The organism is Microbulbifer sp. HZ11 (assembly GCF_000708675.1).
Taxonomy (GTDB): domain Bacteria; phylum Pseudomonadota; class Gammaproteobacteria; order Pseudomonadales; family Cellvibrionaceae; genus Microbulbifer.
On sequence record NZ_JELR01000002.1, the window covers coordinates 1,543,457 to 1,560,232 of the forward strand.

Annotated in this window: 18 protein-coding genes; 12 read left to right on the forward strand and 6 right to left on the reverse strand. The window is 59.0% G+C overall.

The features are described 5' to 3' along the window. Positions 1 to 22 precede the first annotated feature (22 nt). Positions 23 to 2,374: a phosphomannomutase/phosphoglucomutase gene (locus AU11_RS14145; protein WP_043319940.1), complete on the reverse strand. Its 2,352-nt coding sequence runs from the start codon at positions 2,372 to 2,374 to the stop codon at positions 23 to 25. A 92-nt stretch (positions 2,375 to 2,466) separates the two neighbouring features. Beyond that, on the reverse strand, positions 2,467 to 3,681 hold the full coding sequence (gene coaBC, locus AU11_RS14150; RefSeq protein ID WP_043320561.1) for a bifunctional phosphopantothenoylcysteine decarboxylase/phosphopantothenate--cysteine ligase CoaBC: 1,215 nt from the start codon (positions 3,679 to 3,681) through the stop codon (positions 2,467 to 2,469). Between the two features lie 141 nt (positions 3,682 to 3,822). Here coaBC and radC point away from each other — a divergent pair, with 141 nt between their 5' ends. The 6 genes from radC to AU11_RS14180 all read left to right on the forward strand — a co-directional run bounded on the left by radC (position 3,823) and on the right by AU11_RS14180 (position 7,158). Beyond that, on the forward strand, positions 3,823 to 4,497 hold the full coding sequence (gene radC / locus AU11_RS14155; RefSeq protein WP_043319941.1) for a DNA repair protein RadC: 675 nt from the start codon (positions 3,823 to 3,825) through the stop codon (positions 4,495 to 4,497). Positions 4,498 to 4,856: 359 nt separating this feature from the next. Next, positions 4,857 to 5,093 carry a 50S ribosomal protein L28 gene (gene rpmB, locus AU11_RS14160; RefSeq protein ID WP_010132080.1) on the forward strand — a complete coding sequence of 79 codons (237 nt, stop codon included), beginning with the start codon at positions 4,857 to 4,859 and terminating at the stop codon, positions 5,091 to 5,093. A 32-nt stretch (positions 5,094 to 5,125) separates the two neighbouring features. Beyond that, on the forward strand, positions 5,126 to 5,281 hold the full coding sequence (rpmG, locus tag AU11_RS14165; RefSeq protein ID WP_043319942.1) for a 50S ribosomal protein L33: 156 nt from the start codon (positions 5,126 to 5,128) through the stop codon (positions 5,279 to 5,281). A gap of 245 nt (positions 5,282 to 5,526) precedes the next feature. Beyond that, a complete protein-coding gene (gene mutM, locus AU11_RS14170) occupies positions 5,527 to 6,342 on the forward strand; it encodes a bifunctional DNA-formamidopyrimidine glycosylase/DNA-(apurinic or apyrimidinic site) lyase (RefSeq protein WP_043319943.1) in 816 nt (271 codons plus the stop codon). Positions 6,343 to 6,403: 61 nt separating this feature from the next. Next, entirely contained in the window at positions 6,404 to 6,562 is a 159-nt protein-coding gene (locus AU11_RS18490) for a DUF5993 family protein (RefSeq protein WP_043319944.1), read from the forward strand. A 20-nt stretch (positions 6,563 to 6,582) separates the two neighbouring features. Beyond that, positions 6,583 to 7,158 (forward strand): disulfide bond formation protein B, encoded by a 576-nt coding sequence (locus AU11_RS14180; protein ID WP_231491938.1) that lies wholly within the window; start codon positions 6,583 to 6,585, stop codon positions 7,156 to 7,158. 8 nt (positions 7,159 to 7,166) lie between these two features. Here AU11_RS14180 and sugE read toward each other — a convergent pair whose 3' ends face one another. From sugE to rsmD, 4 genes are all read right to left on the reverse strand, one after another. Next, positions 7,167 to 7,493, reverse strand: coding sequence for a quaternary ammonium compound efflux SMR transporter SugE (gene sugE / locus AU11_RS14185; RefSeq protein ID WP_043319945.1), 327 nt, complete (start codon positions 7,491 to 7,493; stop codon positions 7,167 to 7,169). A 52-nt stretch (positions 7,494 to 7,545) separates the two neighbouring features. After that, positions 7,546 to 9,306, reverse strand: coding sequence for a gamma-glutamyltransferase (gene ggt / locus AU11_RS14190; protein ID WP_231491946.1), 1,761 nt, complete (start codon positions 9,304 to 9,306; stop codon positions 7,546 to 7,548). 57 nt (positions 9,307 to 9,363) lie between these two features. After that, positions 9,364 to 9,843: a pantetheine-phosphate adenylyltransferase gene (coaD, locus tag AU11_RS14195; RefSeq protein WP_043319947.1), complete on the reverse strand. Its 480-nt coding sequence runs from the start codon at positions 9,841 to 9,843 to the stop codon at positions 9,364 to 9,366. Positions 9,844 to 9,951: 108 nt separating this feature from the next. After that, the gene (gene rsmD / locus AU11_RS14200; RefSeq protein WP_043319948.1) at positions 9,952 to 10,545 is read right to left on the reverse strand and encodes a 16S rRNA (guanine(966)-N(2))-methyltransferase RsmD; all 594 of its coding nucleotides are present in this window, start codon (positions 10,543 to 10,545) and stop codon (positions 9,952 to 9,954) included. A gap of 148 nt (positions 10,546 to 10,693) precedes the next feature. On the opposite strand from rsmD, the gene ftsY reads away from it, so the two are divergent. The 6 genes from ftsY to trmB all read left to right on the forward strand — a co-directional run bounded on the left by ftsY (position 10,694) and on the right by trmB (position 16,744). Continuing rightward, positions 10,694 to 11,983: a signal recognition particle-docking protein FtsY gene (gene ftsY, locus AU11_RS14205; RefSeq protein ID WP_043319949.1), complete on the forward strand. Its 1,290-nt coding sequence runs from the start codon at positions 10,694 to 10,696 to the stop codon at positions 11,981 to 11,983. Positions 11,984 to 12,207: 224 nt separating this feature from the next. Then, positions 12,208 to 12,891 (forward strand): cell division ATP-binding protein FtsE, encoded by a 684-nt coding sequence (gene ftsE / locus AU11_RS14210; RefSeq protein ID WP_043319950.1) that lies wholly within the window; start codon positions 12,208 to 12,210, stop codon positions 12,889 to 12,891. Beyond that, on the forward strand, positions 12,875 to 13,888 hold the full coding sequence (gene ftsX, locus AU11_RS14215; RefSeq protein WP_051687265.1) for a permease-like cell division protein FtsX: 1,014 nt from the start codon (positions 12,875 to 12,877) through the stop codon (positions 13,886 to 13,888). Before ftsE ends, ftsX begins: the two co-directional genes overlap by 17 nt. Positions 13,889 to 14,298: 410 nt before the next feature. Further along, positions 14,299 to 15,153 (forward strand): RNA polymerase sigma factor RpoH, encoded by an 855-nt coding sequence (gene rpoH / locus AU11_RS14220; RefSeq protein ID WP_043319951.1) that lies wholly within the window; start codon positions 14,299 to 14,301, stop codon positions 15,151 to 15,153. Between the two features lie 262 nt (positions 15,154 to 15,415). After that, the gene (locus AU11_RS14225; RefSeq protein ID WP_043319952.1) at positions 15,416 to 15,793 is read left to right on the forward strand and encodes a DUF423 domain-containing protein; all 378 of its coding nucleotides are present in this window, start codon (positions 15,416 to 15,418) and stop codon (positions 15,791 to 15,793) included. Positions 15,794 to 16,006: 213 nt separating this feature from the next. Beyond that, entirely contained in the window at positions 16,007 to 16,744 is a 738-nt protein-coding gene (gene trmB / locus AU11_RS14230; RefSeq protein WP_051687266.1) for a tRNA (guanosine(46)-N7)-methyltransferase TrmB, read from the forward strand. Positions 16,745 to 16,776 lie beyond the last annotated feature (32 nt).

Sequence of the window (16,776 nt, forward strand, 5' to 3'; positions counted from 1 at the left end):
TTTTCCTTACTGCTTCAATAGGTCAGCCGGCTGGTAGCACCAGGGCTGAGTCGATTTTCTGAAGTTGGCTGGCAACCTGCTCGCGAATCCGTGCGAGGGCCGCCTCGTTGTCGGCCTCAAAGCGGAGGGTGAGTGCGGCTGTGGTGTTGGACGCGCGCACCAGGCCCCAGCCATCGGCGAATTCAATGCGCAGGCCGTCGATGGTATTGAGGTCTGCCCCGTCGAACTTGCCTTCGCTACGCAGGCGCTCGATCAACGCGAACTTGTCACGCTCGGAAACCGGCAGGAGGATTTCCGGTGTGTTCACCATCTGGGGTAATGAATCGAGCAACTCGTCGAGGCTTTGTTCTCGCAGGGCCATGATTTCCAGAATTCGCGCGGCGGCATAGATGCCGTCGTCGAAGCCATACCAACGATCCTTGATAAATATATGGCCGGACAGTTCGCCACCCAGCAATGCGCCGGTTTCGAGCATCTTGGTTTTCATTGGCGCGTGTCCGGTTTTCCACATGATCGGGCGGCCACCATACTGGGTAACAAGATCCGCGAGCGCCCGTGAACTTTTCACGTCGAACACGATATCGGAGCCCGGGTTGCGCGCGAGAATATCCCGCGCGAGCAGCATCACCAGCTGGTCTGCCCAAACGATGCGGCCACTGCTGGTCACCAGCGTTACGCGGTCGCCATCTCCATCCAGAGCTATACCCAGGTCGGCACTCCCATCTTTCACTGCGGCAGTCAGATCGCGCAGGTTTTCCGGCCGCGATGGGTCTGGGGCATGATTGGGGAAATTGCCGTCGACTTCGCAGTAAAGGGGCTCTACCGCACAGCCAAGTTGTTCAAACAGCTCCGGTGCCAATCTGGAGGCGGCACCATTACCCGCATCGATCACGATATTGGGCTGGCCTGCCAGCGCCACATCGTTGAAGATCTCGTCGATATACGCTGTGCTGATGTCCTGAGCGCTGTGGCTGCCCTTGCCACTGGAAACCTGGATGCTTTGCATCATGCTGTGCAGGTCGCGCAGTTTGTCGTCTGCCAGTGGACGGCCGTCCATCACGATTTTGAAGCCGTTGTATTCGGCCGGGTTGTGGCTCGCGGTAACCATCACACCGCTGTTGGCATTCTTGCCTTTGGCGCAGGCGAAGTAGAGTACCGGCGAGGGTACCAGGCCCAGATCGACCGCATTGCAGCCGCTCTCCAGGATTCCTTCAACCAGGCAATCCCGCAGCAACTCGCTGCTATTGCGTCCGTCACGCCCTACCAGTAGTAGTTTTTGTCCTGCCTGCAGTGCGATGGTGCCGAGCGCCCGGCCAAGCTGGTAAGCGAAAGGCTCGTTGATTTCTTCACCTGCAATACCACGGATGTCATAGGCGCGGAAAACGTGTGCCGGGATTTCAGTACTTGGGGTGCGCATCAGGTCGCCGGGTGAAGGCTTTTCAACCTGCGGAGCGGCGGGGGCGGGAGACGGCGCCGCGGCTACTAGGGTACTGGTGGATTCTTGCGGTTGCGGTGGATTATCCAGATCTTCTTTACGCAATCCTTTTTTCGCCCCGCTGCCACTGCGGCGGCCACCTTTTTCCCAGGGTGCGGCACCTCCATCGGCCGGTAGCAGTTTCCACAGGACGAACAGACTGGCGAGCAGACCAATGGCTGCGGCGCAATAAACCCATAACGCGGGAATACTGTGGTTGGCGGCGAAGGTCGGTGCGGGAGTAAAAGAAATCTTCAGGTAACTGCCGGAAACCGATGCGGATGCGGTTTCACCGCCCATCGAGTGGCTGGCAGTGTTCCACAGCGGGCGAGCTGGCCCATCGGGAAACTGCTGCGCAATCTGAATGTTTCCGGCTGCTGCGTCCAGCTTTGTCAGCTCGCGCTCGAATACCCCAAAAGGTTGTGTCACCAGTAGCGCTCCACCGGCTTCGGGTCGTGCGCTGTATAGTTGCCACTGGTTGTCGTCGTTGCGCAGAAACTCCGGCTTTTGATGACCTTCCTCGAGACTCCGTTTAAGCAGGTCCACCAGGGCGAAATTGAGTGGGGGCTTGCCCGCGCCTACGCGCAGTTCTTCCGCGGTAAAGTATTGCACCGACGCCTGAGTGACGGCGCTGGTACCGACGCGGATGGCCGACACCTGCTGTGGTTTGAGGCTGCCCAGTTGCTGCTGCCGTTGATCGAAGAATGCCTGCAGTTGCCGGGCATACTCATTGGCCTTTTGCTGTGCCGCTTCCTGCACACTTTCACTATTGTGCTGACTGATCACATTTGACATCAGCAGATGCGCCCCACCCAGCCAAAATGCGGCCGCCAGTAGTGCGGGCAGAGTCAGGCCGCTGTGCCACAGCGGCTTGTTTCGAGTTTGTGTTTGTACGGCCACGACTTAACAGTCTCCCCAGACCTTTGTTCAGTTAATGTGGGCTCTGAATCTTATGTGCTGTTGTGAGCTTTGAATTTTTTGTTTGCAGCAACCTAATTGCCGGAAAACGCCTTGTTGGCGATGCGAGCGATCAGCTCAGCGGCCAGTTCGGTTTTCAATGCGGCCGGTAATGTCTGTTCGCCGCTGTGATCAATGACGGTGACCTGGTTGTGGTCGCTGTTAAAGCCGCCTTCGGGGGCACTGACATCGTTGGCTACGATCATGTCGAGATTTTTGCGTGCGAGTTTGAGTTTCGCATGCTCAATGACGTTTTCGGTTTCCGCAGCAAACCCCACCACAAATGGGCGCCTGTCTCTGCGGCCCGCAATGGTGGCAACAATGTCCGGATTTTTCACCAGGCTAAGCACGTCACGGTCGTTACCGTCTTCTTTCTTGATTTTCTGGTCCGCGACGACCGCGGGGCGGAAGTCCACCACTGCAGCGGCGGCAATAAACAGGTCGCAATCATCCGCGGCCTGTTCGGCGGCAGCGAGCATATCGCTGGTGCTCACCACGTCCACCCGTGTTACATCGGCCGGCGTCTCCAGGCGTACCGGGCCGGCGATCAGTGTCACCTCAGCACCCGCACGCGCCGCCGCAGCGGCGATGGCAAAACCCATCTTGCCGGAACTGTGGTTGCTCAAATAACGTACCGGGTCCAGGGCTTCGCGGGTGGGGCCGGCGGTGATGGCGACCTTTTTGCCGGCGAGTATTTGCGCTGGCCTTAGGAAATCAATCAGCCCATCGACAATCGCCAGTGGCTCCAGCATGCGTCCAGGGCCTACATCGCCACAGGCCTGGCTGCCCGCGTCCGGTCCCAACAGGGTTATGTCCCGGCTACGCAGTGTCTGTGCATTGGCCTGAGTGGCCTTGTTGCGCCACATGGCCTGATTCATCGCCGGCGCCAGTAGCACCGGCGCTTCGGTGGCCAGGCACAGGGTGGTGAGCAGATCGTCGGCCATGCCGCCGGCGAGCCTGGCCATCACGCTGGCGCTGGCGGGGGCGATGAGAATTACGTCCGCCCACTTTGCCAGTTCGATATGCCCCATGGCCGCTTCAGCACTCGGGTCCAGCAGATCGGTGTGCACCGGGTTTCCGGAGAGAGCCTGGAAAGTCAGCGGACGTACGAACTCCCGGGCACCGGCTGTCATGACGACATGCACATCGGCGCCCTGATCCTGGAGCCTGCGTACCAGGTCGGCGCTTTTGTAGGCGGCAATGCCGCCAGAGACGCCAAGCAGGATCCGTTTGTCGGCCAGTGTGGGCATATTCTGTATTTCCGAAATGCTGGGAACGCGTAAGATTACCATCTTAGCGCCGGGGGCAATATGGGCCACCGGCAGTCATTGCGGGCTCGCAGGGGATGTGAGCGATTACTGTGACCGATTGGTTTTGCCCAGGGAGGGGATATGGCGATTACGGATTGGCCAGCGGAGGAGCGGCCGCGGGAGAAGTTGCTGGCCAAAGGCGCGGCGGCACTGTCGGATGCGGAGCTGCTGGCGATCTTTCTGCGCACAGGGCTGCCGGGGATTTCGGCAGTGGATCTGGCGCGGCAGTTGCTCGCGGATTTCGGGGGGCTTCGGCCTTTACTGGAGGCGGAGCGCAAGGCGTTCTGTGCGGGTAAGGGGCTGGGGGATGCGAAGTTTGTGCAGTTGCAGGCGGTATTGGAGATGGGCCGGCGGCATCTGGCGGAGGATCTGAAGCGCTCGGATGTGCTGACCAGCCCACAGGCGGTGCGTGACTATTTATCCGCACAATTGCGGCATCGGACCCGGGAGGTGTTCTGCTGTCTGTTTCTGGATAGTCAGCACCGGGTAATTGCCTATGAAGAGCTGTTTGAGGGCACCTTGAATGCCGCGAGTGTGTATCCTCGCGAGGTGGTACAGGCGGCCCTGAGTAAGGGAGCTGCCGCAGTGATCCTCGCCCACAACCACCCTTCCGGGGTGAGTGAGCCCAGTCAGGCGGACATTCATATCACCGGGCGGCTGAAGGATGCGCTGGCGCTTGTGGATATTCGGGTGCTGGATCACCTGATTGTCGGAGAGGGTGGAGGGTGTTCTTTTGCGGAGCGGGGGCTGATTTAGCTCCCTCTATATAAGGGACTTCGTAGTCACCGCCGTGGCGGCGAAGCGCCAGGTGTGGGTTTTCGAAATCGCTGTGAACCCACCCCTGTCACTCCGCCTTCCCTCCAGGGCGATGGCGCTACGTAGCCGGGGTGCGATTCCCTGAATTGTGGCGGGATTGACGCCTCCGACCCAAAGTGGCTGCTCAGGCAGCAAAAAAGCTGGTCAAAACTTGCCCCACCTAGGGTGTTCTGGTATAAAACGCCGCTCTTTGCGGCCGGGCCAGATTCTGTACAGATCCCGCGGTCCGCTGGATAACGAATTTTGCATTTGCCCCGCCGCCGAGCTGAGGGCACGAGAGTTTTTAAGAGGCTAATCAGATGTCCAAGGTATGTCAGGTAACCGGTAAGCGCCCGGTAACCGGAAACAACGTTTCTCACGCCAAAAACCGCACCAAGCGTCGCTTCGTGCCGAACCTGCAGTCCCACCGTTTCTGGGTGGAAGCAGAGAAGCGCTTCGTTAAACTGCGTGTTTCTACTAAAGGTATGCGCATTATCGATAAGAAAGGTATCGATACCGTACTGGCAGAGCTGCGCAAGCGCGGCGAGAAAGTTTAATTACTGCTTAACCGCAGATTGGAGACAGAACAATGCGTGACAAGATTCGCCTGAATTCCAGCGCCGGCACCGGCCACTTCTACACCACTGACAAGAACAAGCGCAACATGCCTGAGAAAATGGAGATCAAAAAATACGATCCCGTTGCTCGCAAGCACGTTATGTACAAGGAAGGCAAAATCAAGTAATTGATTGCCTTGCTAGTTCGCGAAAAAGCCCGGTTTTCCGGGCTTTTTTGTGTCTGTCGATCAGACGAAAGCCAGACGCGAAGGCTTCGATGCCGGTAGCCCTTTGCCAGACCTTCAAAAACAGGATGTTTTTGCAGAGCCCCCATGGATGGGTTGAGGGGGGGCGCCTAGCCCGTGTCTGGCAAAGGGCTACCGGTAGCGGAGCCGCCACCAAGTCAAATACGTGGCTACCCGGAACCCAAACAATGCCTGAGTTACCAGAAGTAGAAACCACCAAACGCGGCCTGGCCCCTCATCTTGAGGGTCGAACGGTAAAACTGTGTGAGATCCGCCAGCACAGCCTGCGCTGGCCGGTGGATGCGGACTTTGCCGAGAAGATTCAGGGTGCCCGGATCAAGCGGCTGGACCGCCGCGCAAAATATCTGTTGGTGGAAACCGATAAAGGCCTCGCCATCTGGCACCTGGGTATGTCCGGCAGCCTGCGAATCGTCGACGGTAAACTGTCGCCGGAAAAACACGACCATATCGACTGGTTGCTCGACAGCGGTCAGCGCCTGCGCTTCCATGACCCCCGTCGCTTCGGCGCCCTGCTGTGGACAACCGAAGATATCGCCGACCACGAGCTCATCGCCCATCTGGGCCCCGAGCCGCTCAGCGATGAGTTTCACAGAGATTACCTGTTTAGCGCCTCCCGCAACCGCAAAGCCCCGGTGAAGACCTTCATCATGGATGGTCGTATCGTCGTCGGTGTCGGCAACATCTACGCGTCGGAAGCCCTGTTTATGGCCGGCATCCGCCCGCAGACCCCCGCTGGCAAAATCACTCGCCCCCGCTACGCGCGGTTAGTGGAGGCCATCAAAACTGTCCTCGCTGCTGCCATCGAGCAGGGTGGCACCACCCTAAAAGACTTCGTCGGTGGCGACGGCAAGCCCGGCTACTTCGCCCAGCAACTCAATGCCTACGGCCGTGCCGGCCAGCCCTGCCCTCGCTGCCCCGGTACCATTCGTGAGCAGATCATCGGGCAACGAAACACCTTCTTCTGCCCCCGCTGCCAGCGCTGATTGGGAATCCATTTGCACCCACCCTAAATTTGAGTCCGATATTCTCATCGGACGCATTTCCATGATTATGATGTTGCCCTTACTCACGGCACTCATCTCCGCCTGGTTCGCCTGGCGTGGGCACCGTTGTACCGCCATGGTCTGGTGGGGGATTACCGCGGTCATCTATATGGCCTGGTGCTTCTACCATATGACGTCGAGCCTGAACATTTCCCTGTAACGCCACCGGAGACCTGCGCCGTGATTCACCAATTGCTTGGTCTGCGCCGCTGGACCGACTGTCTGAACGCTCTCGCCCTGCTCGGAATTAGCGGGGTGCTCTGGTTCGCCTTTGCCTGGCAGATTGTGCTGCACGAACTGCCCTGCCCACTGTGCCTGCTGCAGCGGGTTGCCTTTGCCATGGCCGGGCTCGGTCTGATGCTGAACGTCTGTTTTGGCAGTCGTCCGGCGCACTACGGCATTGCGATTTTGTCGGCACTGGCTGGCATGGTGTCGTCCGCGCGCCAGGTACTGCTGCACATCGCGCCGGGCGATCCGGGTTTTGGTTCACCATTTCTCGGGCTGCATTTCTACACCTGGGCGCTGCTGGCTTTTTTTGCTCTGGGGCTGTTTCTCGCTGGGCTGTTATTGCTTGATCAGATGAAGTTGAAGGAAGCGGCGGATGTACCGCGCACGCCGGGATGGCTGGGGAAGCTGGCCGTATACAGCTTTCTCGCCATTTTGCTGGTGACCTTCCTCTCCACTCTGCTGGAGTGTGGCTTTGGTCCCTGCCCGGATGATCCCACGGACTATCTGTGGTTGCCGGGCAGGTCTTAGATGTGCGATTAAACCGACGAAGTGAATTTGAGGCCGGCAATACCGGCTACAATCAGGCCGATACACAGTAGCCGCGGCAAGGCTGTGGATTCCGCAAACAGGGCAATGCCGAGAATCGCAGTACCTACCGCACCAATGCCGGTCCATACGGCGTAGCCGGTGCCAACGGGAATCGTCTTTAATGCCTGTGCGAGGAAATAGAAACTCGCGATCATGGCGATAATTGTGAGCACACTGGGCAACGGTTTGCTGAAGCCCTGGGTGTACTTGAGGCCGATGGCCCAGCCCACTTCCAGTACTCCGGCGATCAGTAACAGTAACCAGGGATTGGCCATGTGAATTTACCTCTGTTAAAACCGGTTGTGTTGCAAACTTTTTCGCAATTGATTAGCGCCCGACCGCGCTGCCTTCGCGGCGTGTGTCTGCACCGCCATGCAGTTTTCCATCTTTCAGCGCGATAGCGTGAATACCGCTGTTCAATTCCTTGCGTACAACCTTGTGCCCCATGGCCTCGAGCTTTGTCAGCTCGGTGTCCGATAGGGTTTCCGGCTCTACTTCAACCCGGTAACCGATCGCGCCAATATTGCCCGCGTCGATGGCCTCAGCAATTGGCATACCTTTCGCCAGGTGATAGAGAATGGTGCGGGCAGTGTAATCAATAATACGCGAACCGCCGGGGGAACCGGCGATCAGGCGCAGGCTGCCGTCTTTGTTGAATACGATGGTGGGCGACATGGAGGAGCGCGGGCGCTTACCCGGCTGTACGCGATTCGCCACCAGTTCTTTTTCCGCAGTGCGCGGAACAAAGGAGAAGTCGGTGAGCTGATTATTCAGCAGAAACCCTTTCACCAGTAGGCGCGAACCGAATCCGGTTTCAATACTGGTGGTCATGCTCACCGCATTGCCGTAACGGTCAACGATGGACAGGTGACTGGTGTTGGGCATTTCCGGGGATTTGGCTTCAATGCGTTTGCCGGCCAACGCACCTGGCGCGCCGGAACTAGCGGGCATGGCTTTTTCCAGATTGATCAGCTTCGCCCGTTGCGCCAGGTAGTGTGGTGCAACCAGTTCATCGGTGGGCACTTTCACAAAGTCGCTGTCTGCAGAGTAGGTATTGCGATCGGCAAAGGCCAGCTCAGAGGCTTCCACAAACAGGTGGGTCAGTTCCGCACTGCCGACGTCCAGCTTCTCCATGGGAATATGCTGCATCATGCCGAGGATTGCTCCCACGGTGGTGCCGCCGGACGACGGCGCCGCGGCGCCGCACACTGCATATTCGAAAAATTCGCTGCACACCGGCTTGCGCACCCTGGCCTTATAGTCGGCCATGTCCTGCAGGGTCATCACTCCGGGGTTGATGGGGTCATTACGCACCGCATCGACAATGGCTTCGGCAAGCTCTCCCTCGTAAAAAGGTTTGGAACCCTTGGCGGCCAGCAATTTCAGGGTGGCGGCGTACTCGGGGTTTTTCAGGATATGGCCTACCGGAAGCGGCTTGCCGTCCTCGCCGAACAGGTATTGGCGGATCGCTGGACGCGCAGCCACCCGGGGTAGCCGGTCCGCCAGTTGATAGAGGCGTGGGGAGATAGCAAAGCCGTTTTCCGCGAGCGCGATTGCCGGCTGGAACAGCTGTTTCCACGGTAGCTTACCGTCTCGTTTATGGGCCAGCTCCAACATGCGCATGACGCCCGGTACCCCTACCGAATAACCGCCGATGACGGCGTCGAGAAAACCGCGGGGTTTGCCGTCGCGGATAAAGTAGTTTTCATCCACCGCCATGGGTGCGGTTTCTCGGCCGTCGTAGGAGAACAGCTTCTTGTCATCGGCGCGGTAACTCAGCATAAAGGCGCCGCCGCCGATCCCGGAGGACTGGGGTTCCACCAGCCCGAGTACCAGTTGCGCGGCAATGGCGGCATCCGCCGCGGACCCGCCGTTGGCGAGTATCTGCGCCGCGGCGTCGGAGGCATGGGGGTTGGCGGTGACCGCCATATAGGTGTCCGCCGTGGCGGATTTGATTTCCGTGCGTCCAGTGGCGATTTCCGGCTGGACTTCCGTGGACGCCTGCATTGCGGGCGCAGCCAGGCAGGCCGAGGTGATCAGCAATCCGGACAGGGTGGTGGAACAGGCGAGAGAGACGAAGCGTTTCACTGGGCGATCCAAAGTGACTGGAATCGCCCGAGTGTATCAGAATGGTGGCGCCGGGCCTTAGCGGCTGTATTTTTCCTGCAGGGCTTTCTGCACGCCGGGGGGGACGAACTTGGTGACATCGCCGCCGAGGGACGCGATTTCGCGCACCAGAGAGGAAGAAATATAGGAAAGGTGCTCCGCCGGTGTCAGGAACAGGCTTTCCATCTGTGGTGCCAGCTGGCGGTTCATATTGGCGAGCTGGAATTCGTACTCAAAGTCGGATACCGCGCGCAGGCCGCGCACGACGCCGTGGGCGTCCAGCTGGCGCACCAGATCCGCGAGCAGGATATCGAAGCCGATCACCTCGATATTATCGAGGTGGGCCAGCTCCTGCTGGGCCAGCTCTACCCGTTCTTCCATGGTAAACAGAGGGTTCTTGCGGGTGCTGGCGGCAACGGCGACCACCACGTGATCGAACAGGCGGCAGGCCCGCTCCACAAGGTCCATATGACCGTTGGTGATGGGGTCAAAAGTACCTGGGTAAACCACTTTTTTCATAAGCCAATTCGCCTTGCCGGCCAGAAGGGACGCGCATCTTAAACAATTTAGCCCCCACCCTCAAAAAGTCCGGGGAAAATCTGCCAAACCCGGGTGAATGCTCGGGATTCACACCCGAAATAGCCGCATACAAACCTGCCCTGCCTGCTTTTCCTTTTCCAGTTGCCAGCTTGCCGGTGCGGAAACATGGGTATCCCGGGGGGACTCTACGTAGATCAGTGTGCCTTCGCCGATACAGCCGGCCTCCACCAGGCCTGAAAAAGTGGATGTCCACAGGTCGTTGGCAAAGGGAGGGTCGACAAAGACCACGTCAAATGCTGTGTTGGACTGACTCAGATACACTTGGGCGGGGCAGTTGTGCACCTGTGCACCTTCCGCTTCCAGCAGATCGAGCTGCTGTCGCAGTATCTGCGCGGCCCCCCTGTCCAGCTCCACAAAATCGAGCCGTGCGGCGCCGCGGCTCAGGGCCTCCAGGCCCAGCGCGCCGGAGCCCGCAAACAGGTCCAGGCAGCGGGCCCCTGGCAGGTGAAACTGCAGCCAGTTGAACAGTGTCTCGCGCAGGCGGTCGCCGGTGGGGCGCAGTCCTTCAATGGGGGCAAAGGTCACTTTGCGCCCGCGCCAGCGGCCGCCGATGATACGCAACTGCGATGCTGCCGACGGGCGAGCACTGTCGTTAGGTCGGGGGCGGCGGTTTCTGGGCATTGGCGGTCCGGAAAAATCGTTACAGCGGCAAATAGGGACGGGCTACTGTGTGCGAAACAGTCAGCGGTGCTAAGATTAGCGCCTTTCCAGGGCCGGCTGCCAGCCGGTATTTGCCAGTCACCCTTTTCCTTCGAAGAATCCACACCCGATGATTTTTGATTTTCTGCGCAAGAAGAAGCCCGAGGACCAGCCCGCTGAGGAGGCTGCCTCCTCGACAGAGGTTCAGAACCCGCTGCTCGATGAAGCGGATGAGTTTGAGATTCCGGAGAACCTGAAGGCCGAGCCCGCGGAACAAGCGAGAGCTGAAGAGGCGCGCGAGGAAGTGGGGCAGGAGACGGGTGATGACGCGGTAGCAGAGACGCTCTCGGCAGAAGAAGCACCGGAATCCGGATTTGATCCGCTGGCGGAGGTGGAAGTTACTCCTGCGCCGGAGGCACCGGTTGCTGCCACGCCGGAAGCGCCAGCCGCAGTGGCTCCAGTTCCCGCGAAAGAGCAGGAAAAACCCAAAAAAGAGGGCTTTTTCGCCCGCATCCGCCGCGGCCTGTCCCGCACCAGCAGCCAGTTTGCCGAGGGCATGGGCAATCTGTTCCTGGGCGCCAAGGAGATCGATGAAGATCTGATGGAGGAACTGGAGACCCAGCTGCTGATGGCGGATGTGGGTGTAGATGCCACCACCGAGATCATTGATCGCCTGACCGAGCGAGTTTCCCGCCGTGAGCTGTCCAATGGCGAGGCGCTGTACAAGGCGCTGCAGGAAGAACTGGCGGGGCTCTTGGACAAGGTGGAGGCGCCGCTGGCCATCGATCAGGCAAAGAAGCCGTTTGTGATCCTGGTGGTGGGTGTGAACGGTGTGGGCAAGACGACGACGATCGGCAAGCTGGCGCACCGCTTCCTGAATGAGGGCAAGTCGGTGATGCTGGCGGCCGGTGATACTTTCCGCGCAGCTGCGGTGGAGCAGCTGCAGGTATGGGGTCAGCGCCACAATGTGCCGGTGGTGGCCCAGCATACGGGTGCCGATAGCGCCTCTGTCATCTTTGATGCGATACAGTCTGCGCAGTCCCGGGGTGTGGATGTGGTGATTGCGGATACCGCGGGTCGCCTGCACAACAAGTCCAATCTGATGGAGGAGTTGTCGAAGGTGCGCCGGGTGATGGGCAAGCTGGACGGTTCGGCGCCCCACGAGGTGTTGCTGGTGCTGGATGCGGGGACCGGGCAGAACGCGCTGTCCCAGGCGGAGACCTTCAAGGATTCTGCGGGGGTTTCCGGTCTGGTGCTGACTAAGCTTGATGGTACGGCCAAGGGCGGGGTGATTTTCGCGCTGGCGCAGAAGCTGGGGATTCCGGTACGCTTTATTGGCGTCGGGGAGCAGGCAGAGGACTTGCAGCCGTTTGTGGCCAAGGACTTTGTAGCGGCGCTGTTTAATCGCGCTCAGGGGTGATTTTTTAGGGTTCGTGGCTCTTTCTCGGAGAGTTTGATGGCGGCGCTGCTACCGGGTAAAGCTTTCTGAGACACGCCGTGAACCCATCCATGGGGGCTCTGCAAAAACATCCTGTTTTTGAAGGTCTCAGAAAGCTTTACCCGATATCAGCGCCTGCGCGCATAGCTCTGTGAATTCTGTGGCTATGTGCGACTGCTTAATCAAAAAACAACAAAAATGCGCTCATGATCCAGTTTGATAACGTCAATAAACGCTACGAATCCGGCCAGGATGCCCTGGGGCGTGTCAGCCTGGAGATCGATCGCGCGGAGATGGTGTTTCTCACCGGTCATTCAGGTGCCGGCAAAAGTACCCTGCTGAAACTTCTCACCGCCATCGAGCGCCCTACCCGCGGCAGCATCATTGTTGGCGGCCAGAACCTGAACCGGCTGCGCAACGGTCAGATTCCCTACTATCGCCGCAATCTCGGCATCGTATTCCAGAACCACCAATTGCTGTTTGATCGCAGTGTGTTTGACAACGTGGCGCTGCCCCTTTCCGTGTCTGGTTGTAGCAAGCGCGAGGTGGGCCGGCGGGTGCGGGCGGCGTTGGACAAGGTGGGGCTGCTGCACAAGGAGAAGCAGAATCCGATTGTGCTCTCCGGCGGTGAGCAGCAGCGCGTGGGGATTGCGCGGGCGGTGGTGAACAAGCCGGCGCTGCTGGTGGCGGATGAGCCGACCGGTAACCTGGACCCGCAGCTGTCGGAGGAGATCATGGGGCTGTTCCGACAGTTCAATGCGGTGGGCACGACGGTGCTGATTGCGAGCCACGATCTGGAGCTGATTGCGCGCATGCGCCAGCGGGTGCTGACCCTGCAGCAGGGCCAATTGATCTACGACGGATACCCGAGCCGTGAACCAGCGTATTAAACCTTCACCCGCAAGAACCCAACCGCAAGCCCCCGAACGCGCCCGCTCTACCGGCGCGGTAACCGCGCGCACCGGTATGGGTGACAGATTCGGCAGCTGGCTGGGTCATCACCGGGAGATGTGGCGGGAGTCCTGGGTGCGTTTTTTTGCCTCGCCCATGTCCAGCGGTATGACGGCGCTGGTGATTGCCATTGCGCTGGCGCTACCGGCGGCACTGCAGTTGGGACTTACCAACTTCCAGAAGGCGGTGGCCGGCTGGGATGGACAGCCGCAGATCTCGGTTTTTCTGCACAAGCGCGCCAAGGAGAGTGCAGTAACGTCTTTTGCCGACAATCTGCGCGGTGATCCGCTGGTAGCCGAGGTGACGTATATTTCCCCTGAGCAGGCGCTGGCGGAGTTTCAACAGTCGTCTGGTCTCGGTGATGCGTTGATTGGCATGGACAGCAATCCGCTGCCGGCGGTGTTGCTGGTGCGGCCGCGGGGTTCTGATAGCGCGTCCCTCGAATTCCTGGCGGAGCGATTGCGCGCGAGTGCGCTGACCGACTCGGTGGTGCTGGATATGGCCTGGGTACAGCGGCTGGCGAATCTGACCGAATTGGGTCGCCGCATGAGTCTGGGGCTGGCATTTCTGCTGGCGCTGGGAGTTCTGCTGGTGGTGGTGAACAGTATCCGTCTGCATATCGAGAACCGCCGGGACGAGATTCTGGTGGTGAAGCTGGTGGGGGCGACGGATGCCTTCGTGCGCCGGCCCTTCCTGTACACGGGGCTGGTGTACGGTCTTGTCGGTGGGCTGATTGCCTGGCTGCTGGTGAGCCTCGGGGTCTGGTTGCTGGCGGGGCCGGTGAGGGGGCTGGCGAACCTCTACGGCAGTGGATTCCGCCTCGGTGGACCCGGTTTCACCTACCTGGCGGGCCTGGCCGGTGGCGCGGCTCTGTTAGGTCTGACCGGCGCCTGGCTGGCGGTGGCGCGGCATATTTCGGCGATTCAGCCCCGTTGAGTCCAATTGGTGGATGCGCTGCGCTTATCTACCCTACTAGACCGCCCGGCCCGCTCGGTTGAGTCGGTGGATGCGGAAAGCCTGCCAGAAGTTGTTCTGACCACACGGTCAGTCAAGAATCGTAAAGCGTGGAACTTCCCCTGTGGATAACCGCTCTAATCACCCGGAAATCAAGGGCTGGCGCGGTTTACCGGCCTTCTGCATACGGGGTTCCATTTCCCGTTGCGGGTGCTACACTGTGGCCAACTTTGCTCTCCCGGTGCCGCTTAAAAACTGACCGCAATCCACAAGAAGGTGCAGTCGGTTCAGGGCCGGAACAGGCAAGCCGCCGCAAACTACTGGTCTTGGTAGGAAAGAGTCCAAGCAGCAAGTGCCAAGCGGGGCAACAAGAGTTACGAGGAGAATCCTGAATGGGAACCAGCTTACAGCCGATTCATACACTGTCACCGGGCGCGAACCTGAACGCCTACATTCAGACGGTCAGCGGCTTCGAGGTACTCTCCGCCGAAGAAGAAAAGAAACTCGCGGAAGATCTCTATTATCACCAGAATCTCGAGGCGGCCCGCCAACTGGTGATGTCTCACCTGCGCTTTGTGGTGCATATCGCCAAATCCTACTCCGGCTACGGCCTGAATCAGGGTGACCTGATTCAGGAAGGTAACGTGGGTCTGATGAAGGCGGTGAAGCGCTTCAACCCGGAAAAGGGTGTGCGTCTGGTGTCCTTTGCGGTGCACTGGATCAAGGCGGAGATTCACGAGTTCATCCTGCGCAACTGGCGCATCGTCAAGATCGCGACCACCAAGGCGCAGCGCAAGCTGTTCTTCAATCTGCGTGGCCAGAAGAAGAAGCTGGCGTGGCTGACTAACGATGAAGCCAAGCGCGTTGCCGCTGAGCTGAATGTGGATGTGCAGCATGTACACGATATGGAAGGTCGCCTGGCGGCCCACGATGCGGCCTTCGATGCCGGCGTGGACGACGACGAAGATTCCGCGTGGCAGGCGCCGGCCCATTACCTGGAAGACCGCCGTTACGATCCGGCGACCATGCTGGAAAACGATAACTGGCAGGAAACCAGTGTAAACAACCTGACTGCCGCGATGGAGCAGCTGGACGATCGCAGCCGCGATATTATCGAGGCGCGCTGGTTGAGCGAGTCCAAGGCGACGTTGCACGAGCTGGCCGACAAATACGGTGTTTCTGCTGAGCGAATCCGCCAGCTTGAAAAAAACGCCATGAAAAAGGTCCGGGTGGCGATGGAGGCCTGATAGCCTTCTCACTGACCGGATTCAAGAACCGCGCTACTGGCGCGGTTTTTTCGTATCTGGCTCTTGGTTCCGTGGTATTTGCTTTGAAGCCGGTTTGGTGGCGGTGAGGCACCGGGTATTTGTTTTCGGAACCGCTGTGAATACATCCCTGTACGCTGCGTCGGCGACGTCCCTGTCGCCGACGCTTCCGAAAACAAATACCCGGTACCTCACCTTAGATTTTGACTGCTGATCTTCGTAAGCCAGTTAGAAAGGAATAACGATGGCTAAATTGTATTTACTGCTCGCCGCATTTTTTGGCGGCACCGGAGTTGTTCTCGGTGCTTTTGGCGCCCATGGCTTGCGCGACAAAGTCGCAGAGAACCTTCTGGAAGCCTATAAAACCGGTGTGCACTATCAGATGACTCACGCCCTGGCCCTGATTGCCGTGGCGGTATTGATTCATCAGATCGGCGCAAAAACCTCGCTGATTGTAAGTGGCGCCCTGTTTGCTATCGGGATCCTGTTTTTCTCCGGTAGCCTTTATGGCCTGACCTTCGGTGGCCCCAGAATCTTGGGTCCCATCACCCCGCTGGGCGGCACCCTGCTGATCGGCGGCTGGATAGCACTGTTTATCGCCGCACTCGGCTATACAAAGTAGGCGCTGGCAACTACGAAGCAAAAAACTACGAATCGCAGGGCAAGCACCGGGTATAAGTTTTCAGAAGCGTCGGCGACAGGACGTCGCCGCCGCAACGCCCATGGATGGGTTCACAGTGGTTCTGAAAACTTATACCCGGTGCTTGGCCGCCACAAGACGAGCTACGAAGCACCCAAGAACAGTGCTCCGAGCCAAAGAGGTAACCAAACCAAGATGCAAGAAGAACCCAATAACGAACAAGGTAACGAGGAAGAAGACTTCCCCTACCGCACCGAATTCAAAAAGAAATCCATCCGTAGCTACGTGATTCGTGGCGGGCGTATGACCGAGGGCCAGCGCAAGGCATTTGATAATTACTGGGGCCCGTTCGGTTTGTCCCTGTACGACGGCGCCATCGACCCGAAAGAAATCTTTGGCCGCGAGGCGCCGGTGGTGCTGGAAATCGGATTCGGCATGGGCGACTCCCTGCTGGAAATGACCCAAGCCGAAACCGACAAAGACTTTATCGGCATCGAAGTCCACCCGCCCGGGGTCGGTCGCCTGATCAACAACGCTGGCAAAGACGAAATCAAAAACCTGCGGGTGTATATGGCCGACGCCATCGACGTGCTCAACGACTGTATTCCCGACGCCAGCCTCGACCGCTTCCAACTGTACTTCCCCGATCCCTGGCACAAAAAGAAGCACAACAAGCGGCGCATCGTGCAACCGGAGTTTGTAAAACTCCTGTGTAGCAAACTGAAACCCGGCGGCCTCATGCACATGGCCACCGATTGGGAAAACTACGCCGAGCAGATGCTCGAAGTGCTCGAAGCGGAGGAGTTACTGGAAAATACCGCAGGCAAAGGCAACTACGCCCCGCGCCCTGACTTCAGGCCGCAAACCAAATTCGAGCGTCGCGGCGAACGGCTGGGCCACGGTGTTTGGGACCTGCTCTACAAAAGGAAATAAGCCGACAAACACCGCGGGTCAGATAGGAAATA

What these genes read in the sequence shown, in the direction of transcription:
- coaBC (WP_043320561.1), bottom strand. Translation starts at nt 3,681, where the DNA reads ATGCCCACACTGGCCGACAAACGGATCCTGCTTGGCGTCTCTGGCGGC.
- radC (WP_043319941.1), top strand. Translation starts at nt 3,823, where the DNA reads ATGGCGATTACGGATTGGCCAGCGGAGGAGCGGCCGCGGGAGAAGTTG.
- rpmB (WP_010132080.1), top strand. Translation starts at nt 4,857, where the DNA reads ATGTCCAAGGTATGTCAGGTAACCGGTAAGCGCCCGGTAACCGGAAAC.
- rpmG (WP_043319942.1), top strand. Translation starts at nt 5,126, where the DNA reads ATGCGTGACAAGATTCGCCTGAATTCCAGCGCCGGCACCGGCCACTTC.
- mutM (WP_043319943.1), top strand. Translation starts at nt 5,527, where the DNA reads ATGCCTGAGTTACCAGAAGTAGAAACCACCAAACGCGGCCTGGCCCCT.
- AU11_RS18490 (WP_043319944.1), top strand. Translation starts at nt 6,404, where the DNA reads ATGATTATGATGTTGCCCTTACTCACGGCACTCATCTCCGCCTGGTTC.
- sugE (WP_043319945.1), bottom strand. Translation starts at nt 7,493, where the DNA reads ATGGCCAATCCCTGGTTACTGTTACTGATCGCCGGAGTACTGGAAGTG.
- coaD (WP_043319947.1), bottom strand. Translation starts at nt 9,843, where the DNA reads ATGAAAAAAGTGGTTTACCCAGGTACTTTTGACCCCATCACCAACGGT.
- rsmD (WP_043319948.1), bottom strand. Translation starts at nt 10,545, where the DNA reads ATGCCCAGAAACCGCCGCCCCCGACCTAACGACAGTGCTCGCCCGTCG.
- ftsY (WP_043319949.1), top strand. Translation starts at nt 10,694, where the DNA reads ATGATTTTTGATTTTCTGCGCAAGAAGAAGCCCGAGGACCAGCCCGCT.
- ftsE (WP_043319950.1), top strand. Translation starts at nt 12,208, where the DNA reads ATGATCCAGTTTGATAACGTCAATAAACGCTACGAATCCGGCCAGGAT.
- rpoH (WP_043319951.1), top strand. Translation starts at nt 14,299, where the DNA reads ATGGGAACCAGCTTACAGCCGATTCATACACTGTCACCGGGCGCGAAC.
- AU11_RS14225 (WP_043319952.1), top strand. Translation starts at nt 15,416, where the DNA reads ATGGCTAAATTGTATTTACTGCTCGCCGCATTTTTTGGCGGCACCGGA.
- trmB (WP_051687266.1), top strand. Translation starts at nt 16,007, where the DNA reads ATGCAAGAAGAACCCAATAACGAACAAGGTAACGAGGAAGAAGACTTC.